The organism is Pseudoduganella namucuonensis, from assembly GCF_900116645.1.
GTDB classification, from domain to species: Bacteria; Pseudomonadota; Gammaproteobacteria; order Burkholderiales; family Burkholderiaceae_D; genus Rugamonas; species Rugamonas namucuonensis.
In genome coordinates this window covers 1-16,689 of the sequence record NZ_FPBO01000066.1, presented here as the reverse complement: position 1 = coordinate 16,689, position 16,689 = coordinate 1, and the positions used below count along the sequence as shown (strand labels likewise).

Annotated in this window: 13 protein-coding genes; 10 read left to right on the top strand and 3 right to left on the bottom strand. The window is 67.1% G+C overall.

Translation table 11 applies throughout. The features are described 5' to 3' along the window. From BM436_RS34690 to BM436_RS34650, 9 genes are all read left to right on the top strand, one after another. Positions 1-384: hypothetical protein (locus tag BM436_RS34690; protein WP_218164992.1), on the top strand; the 384-nt coding region annotated here is incomplete at its 5' end. Positions 385-639: 255 nt separating this feature from the next. Beyond that, the gene (locus tag BM436_RS34685; RefSeq protein ID WP_093561470.1) at positions 640-2,829 is read left to right on the top strand and encodes a LamG-like jellyroll fold domain-containing protein; all 2,190 of its coding nucleotides are present in this window, start codon (positions 640-642) and stop codon (positions 2,827-2,829) included. Positions 2,830-2,995: 166 nt separating this feature from the next. Next, positions 2,996-4,651: an alpha-L-fucosidase gene (locus tag BM436_RS34680; protein WP_093561468.1), complete on the top strand. Its 1,656-nt coding sequence runs from the start codon at positions 2,996-2,998 to the stop codon at positions 4,649-4,651. Between the two features lie 69 nt (positions 4,652-4,720). Then, a complete protein-coding gene (locus tag BM436_RS34675) occupies positions 4,721-6,172 on the top strand; it encodes an alpha-L-fucosidase (protein WP_143133482.1) in 1,452 nt (483 codons plus the stop codon). A gap of 29 nt (positions 6,173-6,201) precedes the next feature. After that, complete coding sequence (locus BM436_RS34670; protein ID WP_093561464.1) at positions 6,202-7,665, top strand: glycosyl hydrolase family 28 protein; 1,464 nt, start codon at positions 6,202-6,204, stop codon at positions 7,663-7,665. A 25-nt stretch (positions 7,666-7,690) separates the two neighbouring features. Continuing rightward, positions 7,691-8,671, top strand: coding sequence for an aldo/keto reductase (locus tag BM436_RS34665; RefSeq protein WP_093561474.1), 981 nt, complete (start codon positions 7,691-7,693; stop codon positions 8,669-8,671). A gap of 153 nt (positions 8,672-8,824) precedes the next feature. Continuing rightward, positions 8,825-11,014, top strand: a complete 2,190-nt coding sequence (locus BM436_RS34660) for a LamG-like jellyroll fold domain-containing protein (RefSeq protein WP_093561462.1) — start codon at positions 8,825-8,827, stop codon at positions 11,012-11,014. A gap of 90 nt (positions 11,015-11,104) precedes the next feature. Beyond that, positions 11,105-11,563: a CesT family type III secretion system chaperone gene (locus BM436_RS34655; protein WP_093561460.1), complete on the top strand. Its 459-nt coding sequence runs from the start codon at positions 11,105-11,107 to the stop codon at positions 11,561-11,563. Continuing rightward, positions 11,560-11,787: a hypothetical protein gene (locus tag BM436_RS34650; protein ID WP_143133481.1), complete on the top strand. Its 228-nt coding sequence runs from the start codon at positions 11,560-11,562 to the stop codon at positions 11,785-11,787. Before BM436_RS34655 ends, BM436_RS34650 begins: the two co-directional genes overlap by 4 nt. A gap of 19 nt (positions 11,788-11,806) precedes the next feature. On the opposite strand, the gene BM436_RS34645 is transcribed toward BM436_RS34650, so the two are convergent. The 3 genes from BM436_RS34645 to BM436_RS34635 all read right to left on the bottom strand — a co-directional run bounded on the left by BM436_RS34645 (position 11,807) and on the right by BM436_RS34635 (position 14,118). Continuing rightward, positions 11,807-12,532: a substrate-binding periplasmic protein gene (locus BM436_RS34645; RefSeq protein WP_093561456.1), complete on the bottom strand. Its 726-nt coding sequence runs from the start codon at positions 12,530-12,532 to the stop codon at positions 11,807-11,809. Next, the gene (locus tag BM436_RS34640; RefSeq protein WP_093561454.1) at positions 12,529-13,263 is read right to left on the bottom strand and encodes a response regulator transcription factor; all 735 of its coding nucleotides are present in this window, start codon (positions 13,261-13,263) and stop codon (positions 12,529-12,531) included. The genes BM436_RS34645 and BM436_RS34640 overlap by 4 nt, the downstream gene beginning before the upstream one ends. 87 nt (positions 13,264-13,350) lie before the next feature. Next, positions 13,351-14,118 carry a spermine/spermidine synthase domain-containing protein gene (locus BM436_RS34635; protein ID WP_177307805.1) on the bottom strand — a complete coding sequence of 256 codons (768 nt, stop codon included), beginning with the start codon at positions 14,116-14,118 and terminating at the stop codon, positions 13,351-13,353. Between the two features lie 187 nt (positions 14,119-14,305). Between BM436_RS34635 and BM436_RS34630 the strand changes: the two genes are divergently transcribed. After that, the coding region (locus tag BM436_RS34630; protein WP_143133480.1) for a ligand-binding sensor domain-containing protein at positions 14,306-16,689 on the top strand (2,384 nt) is incomplete at its 3' end.

The following is a 16,689-nucleotide window of genomic DNA, read 5'->3' as shown; positions in this document are numbered from 1 at the left end:
CTGGTGGCGGCGGCGACGGAGATGGGCGACGAGATCCGCAGGCGCTTCTCCAGGCCGGTGGCCCGCACCCACGCGAACGGCCTGTCGGCGATCCTGCGCTTCGATGCGCCGCGCAGGATCGATCACCTGGTGACGATGGAGGGCGTGGCCGAGGGCCAGAAGATCGCCCGCTACCGGATCGAGGCGCGCGTCGATGGCGGCTGGAAGACGATCGTCGAGGGGCAAACCGTGGGCCACAAGCGTATCGACCGCGTCGCCCCGATCGATGTCACCGCGCTGCGCTTCGTCTGCACCGAGGCGCTTGAACGGACAGTGAACATCCGCAGCTTCGCCGCATACGACACCCGCGGCCCGGGATTGTTTCACAAGGCAGGGCAAAGGTAAAAATGGCAATGCCGAAGGGTTTATTCGCACTGGCGGTCTGCGCCGCCGGTGGCGCTCGCGGGGGCGCCGGACCGGCTCCAAGGGCAAGCGGATCGAAGGTCCGGCGCCGAATCTGCTCGAGATCGGCCCCCCATGTCGAAGGGGTGAGCTTCAAATAAATCAGAACTTGCCCGCCCCTGGCGGCGGGCGAAAACCCGTCCCGGCGTCCGCCGGACTGGGTCCAGACAGCTGTACAACCCCAAAGAGGAGACATAAATGCGTCAACCGGAAGAAAATGTTATCGAAAACATTGCCGCGGATATTTCACGCCGCACTTTCCTGTACAGCCTGGGGGCACTCGCCCTGGCTGGCTGCGGCGGGGGGCTGGCGGGGGACGGGCAGGGCGGGTCTTCCAGCGCTGGCGGCGCGGCCCGGCAGGGCGGAACGCCGTCGGGCACGTTCGTCCACCCCGGCCTGCTGCACACGGCGGCCGATTTCACGCGCATGGCGGCGAAGTACACCACCAGCCCGTGGAGCGGCAGCTGGAGTCTGCTGATCAACAACAGCCATACCAACCTGAGTACCCCGCCGCGCCCGGTTGCCATTGTCTATCGCGGTTACGACGGCGTTCATCCCGAGAATTACTCGCTGTTGTATAAGGACATCGCGGCCGCCTACGGCTGCGCGTTGCGCTGGAAGGTCTCGGGCAACACCGCCTATGCGGACAAGGCGGTGCAGATCATGAACGCCTGGTCCGGCACCCTGACCGCCATCCGGGGCACGTCCGACCACCAGCTGGCGGCCGGCATCTATGGCTACGAGTTCGCCAACGCCGCCGAGATCATGCGCGGGTACAGCGGCTGGGCCGCGGCCGATTTCGTCCGCTTCCAGAACATGATGCTCAACGTCTTCTATCCGATCAACCACGACTTCCTGATACGCCACAACAACACCGAGATCACCCATTACTGGGCCAATTGGGACCTGTGCAACCTGGCCTCCATCCTGGCCATCAGCGTGCTGTGCGACGACCAGGCCAAATGGGACGAGGCCATCAACTACCTCAAGGGCGAGTCCGGCAACGGCGGCATCGGCCAGGCCGTGTACTTCCTGCATCCCGGCTATCTGGGCCAGTGGCAGGAAACGGGGCGCGACCAGGGCCATAGCGCGCTGGGCATCGCGCTGCTGGGCGCGATCTGCGAAATGGCCTGGAACCAGGGCGAGGACCTGTACGGCTACGACAACAACCGCTTCCTGGCCGGCGCGGAATATGTCGCCAAGAGCAATCTGTTGCAGTCCGGCACCAGCACCTACAACACCGTGCCCTACGTCCGCTACAACAATGTCGACAATGTCAACCAAACCGCCCTTAACACGGACGGGCAGGGCGCGGCACGGCCCTGCTGGGCGTTGGTCTACAATCATTACGTCAACCGCAAAGGGCTGGCGGCGCCGTACTCGAAACAGTGGGCGCAGAATGTCGAGGGCGGGGGCGGCAACTATGGAACGACCAGCGGCGGTTACGACCAGCTCGGCTACGGCACCTTGACCTGCACGCTCGATCCGATCGCCAGCGGCGCCGCGCCCAGCGGGCTGACCGCCTACACGGCGGGCGGCGTGGTGGTCCTGTCGTGGTGGGGCAGCGCCTACGCCACCGGCTACACGGTGAAGCGCGCCACCACGCCGGGCGGCCCGTACACCACGGTGGCGAGCGGCATCACGGACCTGCTCACCTACAGCGACAGCGGCCTGGCGGCGGGAACCTACTACTACGTGGTGAGCGCCAGCACGCCGTCAGGCACCACCGCCAACTCCAACGAGGCCAAGGCGGTTGTGGGCGTGCAACTGCACACCCACCTGGCCTTCGACGAGAGCGGCGGCACCACCGCCGCCGACGCCAGCGGCCAGGGCCACGCCGGCACGCTGGTCGGCGGCGCCACCTGGGTGGCGGGTAAGAAGGGCAATTGCGTGTCGCTGAACGGCAGCACCGGCTATGTCAGCCTGCCCGCGGGCATCATGTCCGACGTGGCCGACGCCACCATCGCCTGCTGGGTGTATTGGAACGCCAGCCAGACCTGGGCACGCGTGTTCGACTTCGGTTCCGGTACCGGTCATTACATGTTTTTGACGCCGCGCGCCAACGACGGCCTGCCGCGCTTCGCCATCACGGTCAATGGCGGTTCCAACTCCCAAGCCATCGCAGGCAACGCGGCGCTGCCCACGGGGCAATGGGTGCACGTGGCGGTGACGCTGTCGGGCGGCACCGGCAAACTGTACGTGAACGGCGCGCAGGCCGGCATCAACACCGGCATGTTCCTGGCGCCGTTCCGGCTGCAGAACACCACCAGGAACTGGATCGGCCGCTCGCAGTACCCCGACCCGTATTTCAACGGCAAGATCGATGAGTTCCGCATCTATCGCGGCGCCCTCAGCGCCACCGAGGTCGCCGCCCTGATGACGGCCTGACGGCCCGGCGGATTTGCCGGCAAGCCGGCGGCGCCCGCCGCTGGCATTTTTACCGGCTTGCGTGTTATCGATATCAAAATAATTCGAATAAGCGTTGTTTGTCTTAAATTTATAGAATACAATTCAAAAAAATTGTGGGGCCCGGCCCCGTCTATAAGAGGAAATCATGAAGAGACGACAACTACTGATGCATATGGCGGCGGCCATCCCCGCCATCGGCCTGTCCAGGTACGCGTACGCCGCGAGCGCCGTCATGGACGTGGGCCGCGAGCCCATGGCCACCGGCCCGTTTTCCCCGAGCTGGGATTCGCTGGCCGAATACAAGACGCCGGACTGGTTCAGGAACGCGAAGTTCGGGATCTGGGCCCATTGGGGACCGCAATGCGAACCCGAATTCGGCGACTGGTACGCGCGCGAGATGTATATCGAAGGCAGCGACGCGTACAACTATCACGTGAAGAAGTACGGGCATCCGTCGGTGTTCGGGTTCAAGGACGTCATCCATCAATGGAAGGCGGAGCAATGGGACCCCGAGCGCCTGGTGGCCTTGTACAAGAAGGCCGGGGCGAAATACTTCGTCGCCATGGCCAACCACCACGACAATTTCGACCTGTACAACAGCAAGTACCAGCCCGAGTGGAACTCGACGAGGATCGGTCCCAAAAAAGACCTGATCAAGGAGTGGAGCAAGGCGGCGCGCAAGAACGGCCTGCCCTTCGGCGTCAGCGTGCACGCCACCCACGCCTGGAGCTGGTTCGAGGTCGCGCAGAAGGCGGACAAGAAGGGCGCCCTCGCCGGCGTCCCGTACGACGGCGTGCAGACCCGGGCCGATGGCAAGGGCAAGTGGTGGGAGGGACGCGATCCCCAGGCGCTGTACGCGCAGAACCACCCCCTGAGCAAGAACAGCGACAACGGCGGGGAAATCCACAAGCAATGGGATTGGGGCGGCGGCGTCTCCGTTCCGGACCAGGCCTACTGCGAGAAGTTCTACAACCGGACCGTCGAGCTGATCAACACCTACGATCCGCAACTGGTCTACTTCGACGACACCGCGCTGCCCTTGTCGCAGGTCAGCGATGTCGGCGTGCGCATCGCCGCGCACATGTACAACCGCAGCATCGCCAGGAAAGGCAAGCTGGAGGCGGTCATCAACGGCAAGGTGCTCGACGCCCAGCAGCGCAAGACCATGGTGTGGGACATCGAGCGCGGCCAAAGCAACGCGATCGAACCGCTGCCATGGCAAACCTGCACCTGCATCGGCAGCTGGCACTATGACCGGCGCGTCTACGACAACAAGGGCTACAAGAGCGGCAAGACGGTCGTGCACACGCTGATCGACGTGGTCAGCAAGAACGGCAACCTGCTGTTGAACGTTCCGGTGCGGGGCAACGGCACGATCGACGAGCAGGAGCTCGCCATCGTCGAGGAAATCGGCCGCTGGATGGCCGTGAATGGCGAGGGCATCTACGATACGCGGCCATGGTCCGTGTTCGGCGAAGGCCCGGTGATGGAAGCGCCGGCGCCGATCGCCGCGCAGGGATTCAACGAGGGCAAGAACAAGCCGTACACCGCGGCGGACATTCGCTTCACCGCCAAGAAGGGCGCCGTCTACGCCTTCGTCATGGGCTGGCCGGAGGACGGCAAGGTGTCGATCAAGTCCATGGGCGCCGGCGGCGCGCATTTGAAGAAGGCCGTTACGCGCGTCGAGCTGGTGGGGCGGAAAGCCGCGCTGGCGTTCAAGCAAACGGCCGAGGGACTGCAAGTGACGCTGCCGGGCGATCAACCCGCGCTCGCCTATGCGTTCGCCTTGAAGATCGCTTGATCTTGAATATGCGCCGGCTGGTGTTGACAATGACGGGCGCGCCGAACGCGCGCCACAGGGGATATGGCAATGGCTTTTGAAAAAATCACGAGACGTAAATTCGGCCTGGCGGCAGGCTATTCGATGCTGGCGGTGTCCATGGGGAGCGGGCTGCCCGCGGCGGCGGCGGCAGCGACGCCCTCGGCCGGACCGGCGCGCCGGCTGGCCAGACCGTCGGCGCAACAACTGGCGTTCGACGACATGGAGCTGGGTGTGTTCATCCACTACAGCATCGACACCTATGGCAGCGTGTCCGCCGGCATGCCGGCCAGCGCCTTCAACCCCACCAGCCTGGACACGGAACAATGGGTGCTGGCCGCCAAGGCCATGGGCGCGCGCTATGTGGTGCTGACGGCGCGCCACGAGCAGGGCTTCTGCCTGTGGCCCACCGCCACCACCGGCTACAGTGTGCGCAACAGCCCGTACAAGAACGGGGAGGGCGACATCGTCCGCGAATTCGTCGACGCCTGCCGCAAGCATGGCGTGAAACCCGGCTTGTACACGCCGCCCTGGATCGACGACCACTTCGACCAGCACACGCTGGGCATGGCCGCCGGCCAAGGCAACGCCGCCATCGGCAAATACGACGATCCGGCGCGCTACGCCAAGGTGCGCGACAAGGAATTGCGGCAGCAGCAGGAATTGTTGACCCGCTACGGCCCGTTGGTCTTTTACTGGGACGACCATTACGGCCGCTCGGACTCGCTGAGCCCCGAGCCCCAGGGTGGCAAGCTGCGCGAACTGTACGCGGAGCTGGGCAGGCAGGCGCGCCGGCTGCAGCCGGACATGCTGTATTTCGGTCCGGACGTGGAACACGTCGGCAACGAGTCGGGTCACTCCTGCTACCCGATGTGGAACGCGGTCGACACCGTCGATGGCACGCGCGACAGCTGCGCCACCACCTACAAATGGGACGGCCAGAACGCAGGCAGCCCGCACGGCCGGCTGTATCGCCCACGCCTCGGCCCGAACACCGACGCCCTTTCCAGCGGCGGCTGGATGTGGACCGGGCCGCGGACCGTGCCGTCCTTGCAGGAGCGCATGCGCGTCTATTACGAGCTGATCGGACGCGGGGCCGGCGCCATCGTCAACCTGACGCCGGACGCCTCCGGCCGCATTCCGGACAACCTGGTGGCGGCGGCGACGGAGATGGGCGACGAGATCCGCCGGCGCTTCTCCACCCCGGTGGCCCGCACCAGGGCCAACGGCCTGTCGGCGACGCTGCGCTTCGACGCGCCGCGCAGGATCGATCACCTGGTGACGATGGAGGGCGTGGCCCAGGGGCAGAAGATCGCCCGCTACCGGATCGAGGCGCGCGTCGATGGCGGCTGGAAGACGATCGTCGAGGGCCAGACCGTGGGCCACAAGCGTATCGACCGCGTGGAGCCGGTCACGGTCACCGCGCTGCGCTTCGTCTGCACCGAGGCGCTTGAGCGGAGCGTGAACATCCGCGGCTTCGCCGCATACGACACCGCGGCGTAAGATCGCGCCGCAAACCAGGAGAGCATGACATGTTGAAGGGCTTATTCGCACTGGCGGTTTGCGCCGCCGGCTTCATGGCCGCGCCGCCGGTGGCGCTCGCGGGGACGCAGGACCGGGTCCAGGTCTTCCCCTTCCCGCAGGCCATACGCTACACGCATCACAACGACGACTTCACTGTCCGCGTGCGTACGCCCGGGGGCGTGTGGCAAGACCTGTACGAGTACAACGTCAAGGTGGACCTGGACAGGCCGCGGGACGCCTCCATGGTGTACTTCAATTTCGACGGCGCCGTGGAGGTTGCCGTGCAGAAGAACAACGGCAATTTCTCGAACGTGGTGGTGCGGCCCGATTCCAAGGGCGTCAAGCCGGTGGTCAGGAACGGCGTCGCCTATTTCACGCTGAGCAAGCCGGAAAACCTGAGCGTGGAATTCGACGGCGACCGCCGGCGCAACCTGCACGTGTTCACGCACGCGATCCGCAAGGACATGCCGGCCCAGCCCCCGGGACTGACCCCGGACGCCATCGGGCAGGGCAAGACGCCGGACTTCAGCGCGCCGGTGGTCTACTTCGGCCCCGGCATCCATAGCGGCGACTTCCGCCTGCGCTCGAACAGCACGGTCTACATCGACGGCTCGGCCATGCTGAAAAGCCAGCTCATCATCGACGGGGTGGAAAACGTCAAGGTGATCAGCGACGGCTTGTTCGACGCGGCCGGCCAGATGCATATCCGCAATTCGAAGAACATCCTGATCGACGGCCCGATCTTCTTCAACCAGCCGCACGGCACCATGAATTGCGCCTCCTCGCGGGACCTGGAGGAGCGCAGCATCCGCACCATCGGCGGCGGCAAGTGGTCCGACGGCCTGGGCCACTTCGCCTGCCAGCGCGTCAAGATCAGCGACAGCTTCATCCGCACCTCGGACGATTGCGTCACCATCTACAACCACCGCTGGGACATCTGGGGCGATTCGCGCGACATCAGCGTCACCGATTCCACGCTGTGGGCCGACATCGCGCACGCGGTCATGATCGGCATCCACGGCAACACGCCGACGCCGGCGCACCCCGAGGCGGAAGTCATCGAACGGGTCCGCTTCAGCAATATCGACATCCTCGAGCACGACGAGGACGACCCGGAGTACGAGGGCGCCATCGGCATCATGGCCGGCGACGACAACCTGGTGCGCGACGTGGTGTTCGAGGACATCCGCGTCGAGCGCATCGAGGAGGGCAAGCTGTTCAACCTGCACATCGCCTACACGCCCAAGTACAACACCAGCCCGGGACGGGGCATCGAGGACATCACGCTGCGCAACATCGCGTTCACCGGCCAGGGCTCGCCCAGCGCCTCGCTCATCCGCGGCCACGACGAGAAGCGCAAGGTGAGGAACGTGCGCATCGAGAACGTCACCGTGGGCGGCAAGCGCATCGCCGGCCCGGAACAGAACCTGCTGGAGATCGGCCCCTTCGTCGACGGCGTGACCTACAAATGATGCCGGTGTTGAAGGGGGCATGACCATGCGCGCCACCGACACCGTGCCGCTGCCGCGTGGCGGGGTGCGGCTGACCCGCCTCGGCATGGGTTGCGCGCCGCTGGGCGGCTTGCACCACGCCGTCCCCGAGCGCGCCGCGCGCGCCGCCGTCAACGCCGCCTGGCAGCTCGGGCTGCGCTATTTCGACACGGCGCCGTACTACGGCTTCACCCTGTCGGAACGCCGGCTCGGCGCCGCCCTGCGCGAGCGCGCGCGCGACGAATACGTCATCAGCACCAAGGCGGGGAGGTTGCTGAAGCCGGACCAACCCCCGCCCCACATCCCCCATTACGACTATTCGTACGCCGGCATCCTGCGCTCGCACGAGGACAGCCTGCAGCGGCTGGGCATGGACCGCGTCGACCTCCTGCTGGTGCACGACATCGGCAGCGCCACCCATGGCGCGCTGCACGAGCACTACTGGCGGCAGCTCACCGCCGGGGGCGGCTTCCGCGCGCTTGACGAGCTGCGCGGCGACGGCCGGGTGCGGGCCGTCGGCTTCGGCGTCAACGAGTGGGAGGTGGTGTACGCCGCGATGCAGGAATGCGAGCTCGATTGCACCCTGCTGGCCGGGCGCTACACGCTGCTCGAGCAGGCGTCGCTGGCGCCCTTCCTGGCGGCCTGCGAGCGCGCGGGCAACGCCATCATCATCGGCGGACCGTTCAACTCCGGCGTCCTGGCCGGCAACCGCAAGTTCAATTACGGCGACGCGCCCGAGGACGTGCTGTCCCGGGTCCGCGCCATCGCCGCCGTGTGCCGCGAATTCGGCACGCCGTTGCCGGCGGCGGCCCTGCAATTCCCGATGGCGCATCCGGCCGTCGTGTCCTGCATCCCCGGCGCGGCCGACGTGGCGCAGTTGCGGCAGAACGCGGCCTGGTTCGAATTGCCGATTCCCCCCGAATTGTGGCGCGCGCTCAAGCGGCGCGGCCTGCTCGACGAGCGCGCGGTGGTGGACGGGGAGGGGTAGCGCGGCGCGGCGCGCGCCGGCCTTAATATTTCCTGGAATGTTTTTTATATATAGATACAATCGTATGCGTCGGCCGCATTCCTGCGGTCCGCCGGTCCGGCGCCCGCCGGACCGGGTTTAGATCGCTGTGCATTCCCAATAGAGGAGACAAACATGACGCAAACGAACGACGATGTTATCGAAAACATATCTGCGGATTTATCGCGCCGCACCTTCCTGTACAGCCTGGGGGCGCTGGCCCTGGCCGGCTGCGGCGGCGGGCTGGCGGGCGGCGACCCGGGCGCATCGTCCACCGCCGGCGGCGCGGCCCGGCAGGGCGGCAAGCCGCCGGGCACTTTCGTCCACCCCGGCCTGCTGCACACGAACGCCGATTTCACGCGCATGGCGGCGAAGTACACCACCAGCCCGTGGAGCGGCAGCTGGAACCTGCTGATCAACAACAGCCACACCAACCTGAGTTACACGGCGCGTCCCGTCGCCATCGTCTACCGCGGCAACGACGGCGTCCATAGCCAGAACTACTCGCTGCTGTACAACGACGTCGCGGCCGCCTACGCCTGCGCGCTGCGCTGGAAGGTCTCGGGCAACACCGCCTACGCCGACAAGGCGGTGGAGATCATGAACGCCTGGTCGGCGATGCTGACCGCCATCGGCGGCAGCTCCGACGCCGCGCTGGCGGCCGGCATCTATGGCTACGAGTTCGCCAACGCCGCCGAGATCATGCGTGGATACAGCGGCTGGGCCGCCGCCGATTTCACGCGTTTCCAGAACATGATGCTCAATGTGTTCTATCCGATCAACCACGACTTCCTGATACGCCACAACGGCACCGAGATCACCCACTACTGGGCCAACTGGGACCTGTGCGCCCTGGCCTCGATCCTGGCCATCAGCGTGCTGTGCGACGACCAGGCCAAATGGGACGAGGCCATCAACTACCTCAAGGGCGAGACCGGCAACGGCGGCATCGGCCAGGCCGTGTACTTCCTGCATCCCGGCTATCTGGGCCAGTGGCAGGAGACGGGGCGCGACCAGGGCCATACCTCGCTGGGCATCGCGCTGCTGGGCGCGATCTGCGAAATGGCCTGGAACCAGGGCGAGGACCTGTACGGCCACGACAACAACCGCTTCCTGGCGGGCGCCGAATATGTTGCCAAGAGCAATCTGCTCCAGTCCGGCACAACGTACTACACCGTGCCCTACGTGCGCTACAACAATATCGACAACGTCAACCAGACCGGCCTTTCGACAGTCGGCCAGGGCGACCCGCGGCCATGCTGGGCGCTGGTCTACAACCATTACGTCAACCGCAAGGGCCTGGCGGCGCCGTATTCGAAACTGTGGGCGCAGAACGTCGAGGGCGGCGGCGGCAACTATGGCTCGAGCAGCGGCGGTTACGACCAGCTCGGCTACGGCACCTTGACCTGCACGCTCGATCCCATCGCCAGCGGCGCCGCGCCCAGCGGGCTGACCGCCTACACGATGGGCGGCGCGGTGGTGCTGTCGTGGTGGGGCAGCGCCTACGCCACCGGCTACACGGTGAAGCGCGCCACCACGCCGGGCGGCCCGTACACCACGGTGGCCAGTGGCATCACCGACCTGCTCACCTATAGCGACAGCGGCCTGGCGGCGGGGACCTACTACTACGTGGTGAGCGCCACCACGCCGGCCGGCACCACCGCCGACTCCAACGAGGCCAAGGCGGTGGTCGGCGTGCAACTGCACACCCTCCTGGCCTTCGACGAGAGCAGCGGCGGCACCGCCGCCGACGCCAGCGGCCAGGGCCACCCCGGCACGCTGGTGGGGGGCGCCATCTGGGTGCCGGGCAAGAAGAACAACGCCGTGTCGCTGAACGGCAGCACCGGCTATGTCAGCCTGCCGGCGGGCATCATGTCCGACGTGGGCGATGCCACCATCGCCTGCTGGGTGTACTGGAACGCCAGCCAGAGCTGGGCACGCGTGTTCGACTTCGGCTCCGGCACCGGCCACTACATGATGCTGACGGCGCGCGCCGGCGGCACCGGCCCGGCGCGCTTCGCGATGACGGTCAACGGCTACAGCAACGAGCAGGTCATCAACAGCAACGCCGCGCTGCCCGTGGGCCAATGGGTGCACCTCGCGGTGACGCTGTCGGGCAGCACGGGCAGGCTGTACGTGAACGGCGTCCAGACCGGCGTCAACACCGGCATGTTCCTGGCGCCGTTCCGGCTGCAAAACACCAGCCGGAACTGGATCGGCCGTTCGCAGTTCAACGACCCGTATTTCAACGGCAAGATCGACGAGTTCCGCATCTATCGCGGCGCCCTCGGCGCCACCGAGGTCGCCGCTCTGATGACGGCCTGATGGAACCGCGGGCCATGTGATTCCACTCATGCAAGGGGGCGGCGTATATCCGCCGCCCGCCCCGGCCCGAAGCCCAACGTGGAAAACCTCATGACTCACATGCGTATCAATCCATCCCTGCTGGGCGCGATCCCCAGCCGGGACGCGCCCAGTCGCTGGTCGCTATCGAATCCCCAGCAGTTGCAGATGACCATCGCCTGCCCCGATGCGGACGACCTGTTCACGGCGGCGATCCGGATCGCGACCCTGCTGCCCGACGCCCAGGCCTACCAACTGGCGGCGGCGCTGATGCTCAACAGCGATTCGGCCAACCTCAACGGCGGCGCGGTCGCCTACAACGTCCACGACGACAGCTTCCTGTACTGCAAGGCAATCGACGCCCGCCAGCTCACCCTGTCCGCCTTCCGCGGCCAGGTCGAGGAGGGCTTCGCCACGGCGGCCACCTTGCGCGAGCTGCTGCTGCATGCGCAGGAAGATGTCGGCCCGCAGCCGAGTCCTTCCAGGAGCGCGTCGACCTTGGACCGGTTGAGCATGAGGGAGCCGTCATGAAACCGGTCGGTCACGCCATTCACCAGGCTTTGCGCGCCGCGTCCACGCCGCCCGCGCAGCAGGCGCCGCGCGCCAAGGCGCCTTTCGCCAACTATAAGAGCGACCTGAAAAAAGCCGGGGATAAATTCCTGGCGCGCCAGGGTGGCACGTCGCCGCCAGGGCGCGTCGCGGCGTCGCGGCTGCCCGCGATCGTCGCCATCAACATCGTCGACGTCAAGGAGTGAGCGCGCCGCCCGCCAGTTCCTAGCGGTAACGCGCCAGCAGGGCCGCGATGCTGCCGTCGGCGACCAATTGTTCGATCGCCAGCGCGGCCCGCGCGTAAGGGATGGCGGAGTTGCGCGCGAATGCGCATTGCGTCTGGAAGGACGAGAATTGCAGGTCCTTGCGCAGCTTCAGCGCCGGGTTTTTGCGCAACTGGTAGTCGAGCGTGGTCTGTTCCATGATCGCGTACCGCATGCGGCCCACCACCAGCTTGCGGAAATTCAGTTCCATCGTGGGCGCGTCTTCGCGCGCGAAGCGCTTGCCCAGCGCCCGCTCCAGGTCGGGATAACGGTAGCCGTTGACGGTGCCGACCTTGATTCCGGCCAGTTGTTCGAGCGCCCCGATCACGGGCGCCTCCGGACGCGCGGCCACCACGCCGGCATTCGGCAGGAACGGCTTGCTCCAGTGGTAATCGCCGTCGATCCACGCCGGCAGCACGTAGCACAGCGCGTCGGCGCCGCCGGCCGTCAACACTTCGCCGACCCGGCGGCTGGGGACACTGAGGAACCGCGCGCGCAGGCCCATGCGCACGGCCATCAGTTCGCCCAACTCCTTCAGCAAGCCGCCGGCCAGCCGCCCTTCCTCGAAGCGCGCCATCGGCATCGTGTGGTTGGTGGGCGCGATGAAGACGATGTCGCCGCCATCCGCCACGGCCGCGCCGTGGTAAACCGCGCCGAGGGCCAGCAGGGCGGACAGGATGCGTTTCATGGCGGTCCCGATGCGTGGTGGACGTGGTTGTGCCCCGTTTCCTTGTCGCCACCCACCAGTTCCAGCCGGTAGCCCTGGCTGTAGGCGGTGCGGATGATGATGCCCCGCTCGGGGCCCAACCGCAGCTTCTTGCGCAGCTTGTACACGTGCTGTTCGATGGTGCGGCCGGCCACCTCGCTGTCCGCGCTCCAGATGGTGGCGCCGATGGTCTCGCGGGAGATGTAGATGCCGGGCGACGAGAAAAACATCCAGGCCATGCTGAATTCGCGCGGCGTGAGCTCGATGGCCGCGCCGGCGTAGGCGAACTTGCCGCTGGCGCGGTCCAGCGTGAAACCGCCCAGCTCGATCATGCGGCGCGTGCCGGCGCGGTTGCCGCGCCGGGTCAGCACACGCGCCCGCATCACCAGTTCGGCCGTGTCGAACGGCCTGGCCAGCACGTCGTCGGCGCCGCAATCGAGCACCAGCGCCGCCACCCGCGCGCAGCCCGCCGCCGACAGCCCGAGCACCGGCGTGTGGTCGCCGGTGCGGCATTTCAGCCAGGACAGGACGCTGTCGTCGGCCTCCGGCGGCTCGGCGAAGTCGATCAGGATCAGGTCGGCGCTTTGCCGTTGCAAGGCGCGGAACAGCTGGGCCTCGGCGGCGTAGGGAACGCAGTCGAAGCCGGCCCGCTTGAAGGCGGTGCCGACCTGTTCCAGGACCGACGCGTCGCGGATAAGGCATGCAATATTCATGTGCTCTCAGGTTTAGACCAGCAGGCAAGAGTGTAAACCATTGCCGGGGAGAAGGCACCATGCGCGGCGGCCGGAAGGGCGGGTGAATCAGCGGCGGTGCTCGAGACTGCCGATGAAGGAGGCCAGGTCCAGGTCCAGCAGCTCGTCCAGGCGCTTGGCGCGCCGCAGCAGCGCGGGATAGTCCTGTTCCCGGTCGCGCTTGAACAGCAGCAGGATGGACTGGTTTTCGTTCACCGGCAGCTCCAGGTGGGAGTCGAAGATCCGCCGCAGCAGGCGTAGATGCGCGGCGCGCCAGGCGTCGGAGCGGCGGTCCAGGTTGAGCGCCATCACGCCGCCGGGGCGCAGGGCGCGCTCGCAGGCCCGGTAGAATTCCTCGCCGGCCAGCGAGTCGGGCACGTTGAAGGTGTGGTCGTAGCCATCGCAGAGCAGCACGTCGCAGCACAGGGGATGCGCCGCGACGTGCCTGCCGCCATCGTCGACCACCACGGTCAGCCGCTCGTCGTCGGGCGGCACCATGAAATAGGTGCGCGAGATATCGACCACGGCGGCATCGATCTCGACGGTCACCAGCCGCGTCCCGGGCAGGTAGCGGTACAGGAACTTGGTTTGCTGCCCGCCGCCCAAGCCGATCAGCAGGATGTCGTCCAGCCGCGGCGGGAACGGCAGCGCGTTCATCATCAGGCGCGCGTACCGCGAGGCCATCACGTCCGGCGCCCGGATCAGCATTTCGCAATGCATCGACGCGTCGTTGCCCATCACCATCAGTTGGCGCCAGCCGTCCTCGTCGACCACGCGGTAGGGCGTGCCGGCTATCGGTATTTCAATGATTTTATCTATGCGGTCGGGGGCGTTCATGCTGTCCTCTTTGAATGGGTTCGTGTCAATGCGTGGTCGGGCGCGCTGCGCTGGTTCCATTTCCAGGCGGAATGTGTGTCGCCCCGCCGACGGCGCGCCGCCGGCGCGGGGATTTCCTTTGACACGTGCAACAGAGAAATGTATGTTGGTGTCGCACGACCTCGCTTACATTTCAATGAAACCAACCTTGCTTCGCAGCCTACTGTTCGCCGCCATGACATGCCTGGCAATGGGCGCCGATGCACAGCAATTGCCGCTGCAGCATTTCGGCCAGAAGGAGGGATTGGGCAACCTGTCGGTCACGGCGCTGGCGCAGGACGCGGGCGGCTACCTGTGGGCCGCCACGGAAAACGGCCTGTTCCGCTTCGACGGCGCGGCGTTCCGGCGTTACGGGGCCGTGCAGGGGCTGGCCGAGACCTTTGTCACGGCGCTGCACATCGGCCGCTCCGGCATGTGGGTCGGCACCTATGAGCAGCTATACCGGTTTCACGACGGGCGCTTCGCGCCGGTCCTGCTGGATGGGAAAAAGCTGCGGGTATGGCCGGGCCAGAAAATGGCCGAGGGGGCGAACGGCGAACTTCTGCTCGTGACCGGGGGGCGCCTGCTGGCGATCACGCCATCCAGGGAGGGCGCCACCGTCCGCGGCTATTTCGACCAGTCCCGGATCCAGGCCCAGGCCGAACTGGCGGCCATCGGCAGCATCCATGCCGACCCGGACGGCGACCTGTGGATGGCGTGTGGGCGCTCGCTGTGCCACGCCAGCGGCGGCCGCGTCGATGTCAAAGGCGAGGCCGACGGGCTGCCCGCCGAGCCATGGGGCAGCATCGTCCGCGACACCGGCGGGACGCTATGGATACGCGGCGAGCAACGCATCTTCGCGTTGCCGGCGGGCGCCGGCCGCTTCGAGGAGCGCACTCCCCCGGGCGACGTGTTACGCAAGCGCATGCTGCGCACCGAACTGCACGTCGACGAGCAGGGCCGGGTGCTGACCAATGCCGACCCAGGCCTGCTGCGCTGGGAACTGGGCCGCTGGGAAACGTTCGGCAAGGACAATGGATTGAACGCGGGCGGCGGCGTCATGGCGATTCTGCGGGATCGCGAGCGCGGCACATGGATGGCGACGCGCGGCCGGGGGCTGGTGCATTGGCTCGGCTACGGCAACTGGGAAAACTGGACCTCGGCCCAGGGCTTGCCGGACGACGTGATCATCTCCGTGCAACGCGATCGCGGCGAGCGGCTGCATGTGGGCACGCGCGCGGGCCATGCGCTGCAACTCCCGGGCGGACGCCGCTTCTCCGCCGTGCCCGCGCCGTCCGCGCTGGCGGGGCACCAATGGGCGAGCATGGCCCTGGACGGCGGCGGCAACCTATGGGCCGGCACCTATTCCGGCCTGCTGCTGCGCCACGCGCCGGAGCGGGGGGCGACGGAACTGGTGGCGAAGCTGCCCTTGATCAACCAGGTGCTGCCCGACCGGAAAGGCCGGATGTGGGTCGCCACGGGCGGGGGCCTGCATGTGTTTGACGAGACGGCGCCGGCCGGCGCCAAGCCGCCGGCGGTCGAAGACCCCGCCGCGCCGGGCCGGCACCCGGGCAACCCGGTCACTTCCGGCTGTATGGACCGGCAAGGCCGGCTGTGGTTCTCCAGCCTGACCGACGTGCTGGGCCACGACGGCCGCGCCTGGCGGGTGCTGCCATTCGGCCCGGCCGTGGGCAAAGGCGAACTCGAGAAGCTGGTTTGCGCCCGCGACGGCGGCCTGTGGGCGATCAGCCTGGACACGCTGTGGCGTGTGCAAGTCGACGGCACGCCGGCCGCCACGCGCGTCGACGCGCCGGTGCTGCGCGAGCGCGCGCTCCATTCCGTGTACGAGGACAGCCGCGGCTGGCTTTGGGTGGGCACGGACGTCGGTCTCGCGGTGTGGAACCGGAGCCGCTGGCGTATGCTGAACCAGACCCATGGCCTGAGCTGGAACGATCTGAACGGCCTTGGCTTTTACGAGGACGGCGACGGCTCGATGTGGGTCGTCACCAGCAACGGCCTGTCCCACATCTTGCGCCCGGAGCGCCTGTTCGAGCTGATCGAGCCCACGGCGGTGATCGAGGGCGTGCAGCGCGGCGAGCGCGAGATCGCGGGCGGCGCGGCGCCCTTGCCGTGGTCGCCCGATCCGATGGTGTTCCGCCTCGCCAGTCTGCAATTCCAGAACCGGCAGGGATTGCGATACCGGGTGCGCCTGGTCGGCATGGACGAGCGCTGGAGCGAGTCGTCGCTGCCGGAGGTGCGCTACGCGGCGCTGCCGGCCGGCGACTACCGCTTCCAGTTCGTGGCGGTCGACAGCGAAACGGGCGAGAGCTCGGCGCCGGTGGAGAGGCGGTTTTCGATCGCGCCGCCGTGGTGGGGCGGCTATCCCTTCTACGGCCTGTGCGCGGCGGCGACGCTGTTCGCCTTCCTGCTGTTCCACCGCTTCCGCTTGCGCGCGCTGACCCGCCGCGAGCGGGAACTGGCGGTGCTGGTGCGGGAGCGCACCGGCGAGCTGGAGCGGTCGCGCGAGGAGTTGCGCATGCGCGCCCTGAAGGA

What these genes read in the sequence shown, in the direction of transcription:
- BM436_RS34685 (WP_093561470.1), top strand. Translation starts at nt 640, where the DNA reads ATGCGTCAACCGGAAGAAAATGTTATCGAAAACATTGCCGCGGATATT.
- BM436_RS34680 (WP_093561468.1), top strand. Translation starts at nt 2,996, where the DNA reads ATGAAGAGACGACAACTACTGATGCATATGGCGGCGGCCATCCCCGCC.
- BM436_RS34675 (WP_143133482.1), top strand. Translation starts at nt 4,721, where the DNA reads ATGGCTTTTGAAAAAATCACGAGACGTAAATTCGGCCTGGCGGCAGGC.
- BM436_RS34670 (WP_093561464.1), top strand. Translation starts at nt 6,202, where the DNA reads ATGTTGAAGGGCTTATTCGCACTGGCGGTTTGCGCCGCCGGCTTCATG.
- BM436_RS34665 (WP_093561474.1), top strand. Translation starts at nt 7,691, where the DNA reads ATGCGCGCCACCGACACCGTGCCGCTGCCGCGTGGCGGGGTGCGGCTG.
- BM436_RS34660 (WP_093561462.1), top strand. Translation starts at nt 8,825, where the DNA reads ATGACGCAAACGAACGACGATGTTATCGAAAACATATCTGCGGATTTA.
- BM436_RS34655 (WP_093561460.1), top strand. Translation starts at nt 11,105, where the DNA reads ATGACTCACATGCGTATCAATCCATCCCTGCTGGGCGCGATCCCCAGC.
- BM436_RS34650 (WP_143133481.1), top strand. Translation starts at nt 11,560, where the DNA reads ATGAAACCGGTCGGTCACGCCATTCACCAGGCTTTGCGCGCCGCGTCC.
- BM436_RS34645 (WP_093561456.1), bottom strand. Translation starts at nt 12,532, where the DNA reads ATGAAACGCATCCTGTCCGCCCTGCTGGCCCTCGGCGCGGTTTACCAC.
- BM436_RS34640 (WP_093561454.1), bottom strand. Translation starts at nt 13,263, where the DNA reads ATGAATATTGCATGCCTTATCCGCGACGCGTCGGTCCTGGAACAGGTC.
- BM436_RS34635 (WP_177307805.1), bottom strand. Translation starts at nt 14,118, where the DNA reads ATGAACGCCCCCGACCGCATAGATAAAATCATTGAAATACCGATAGCC.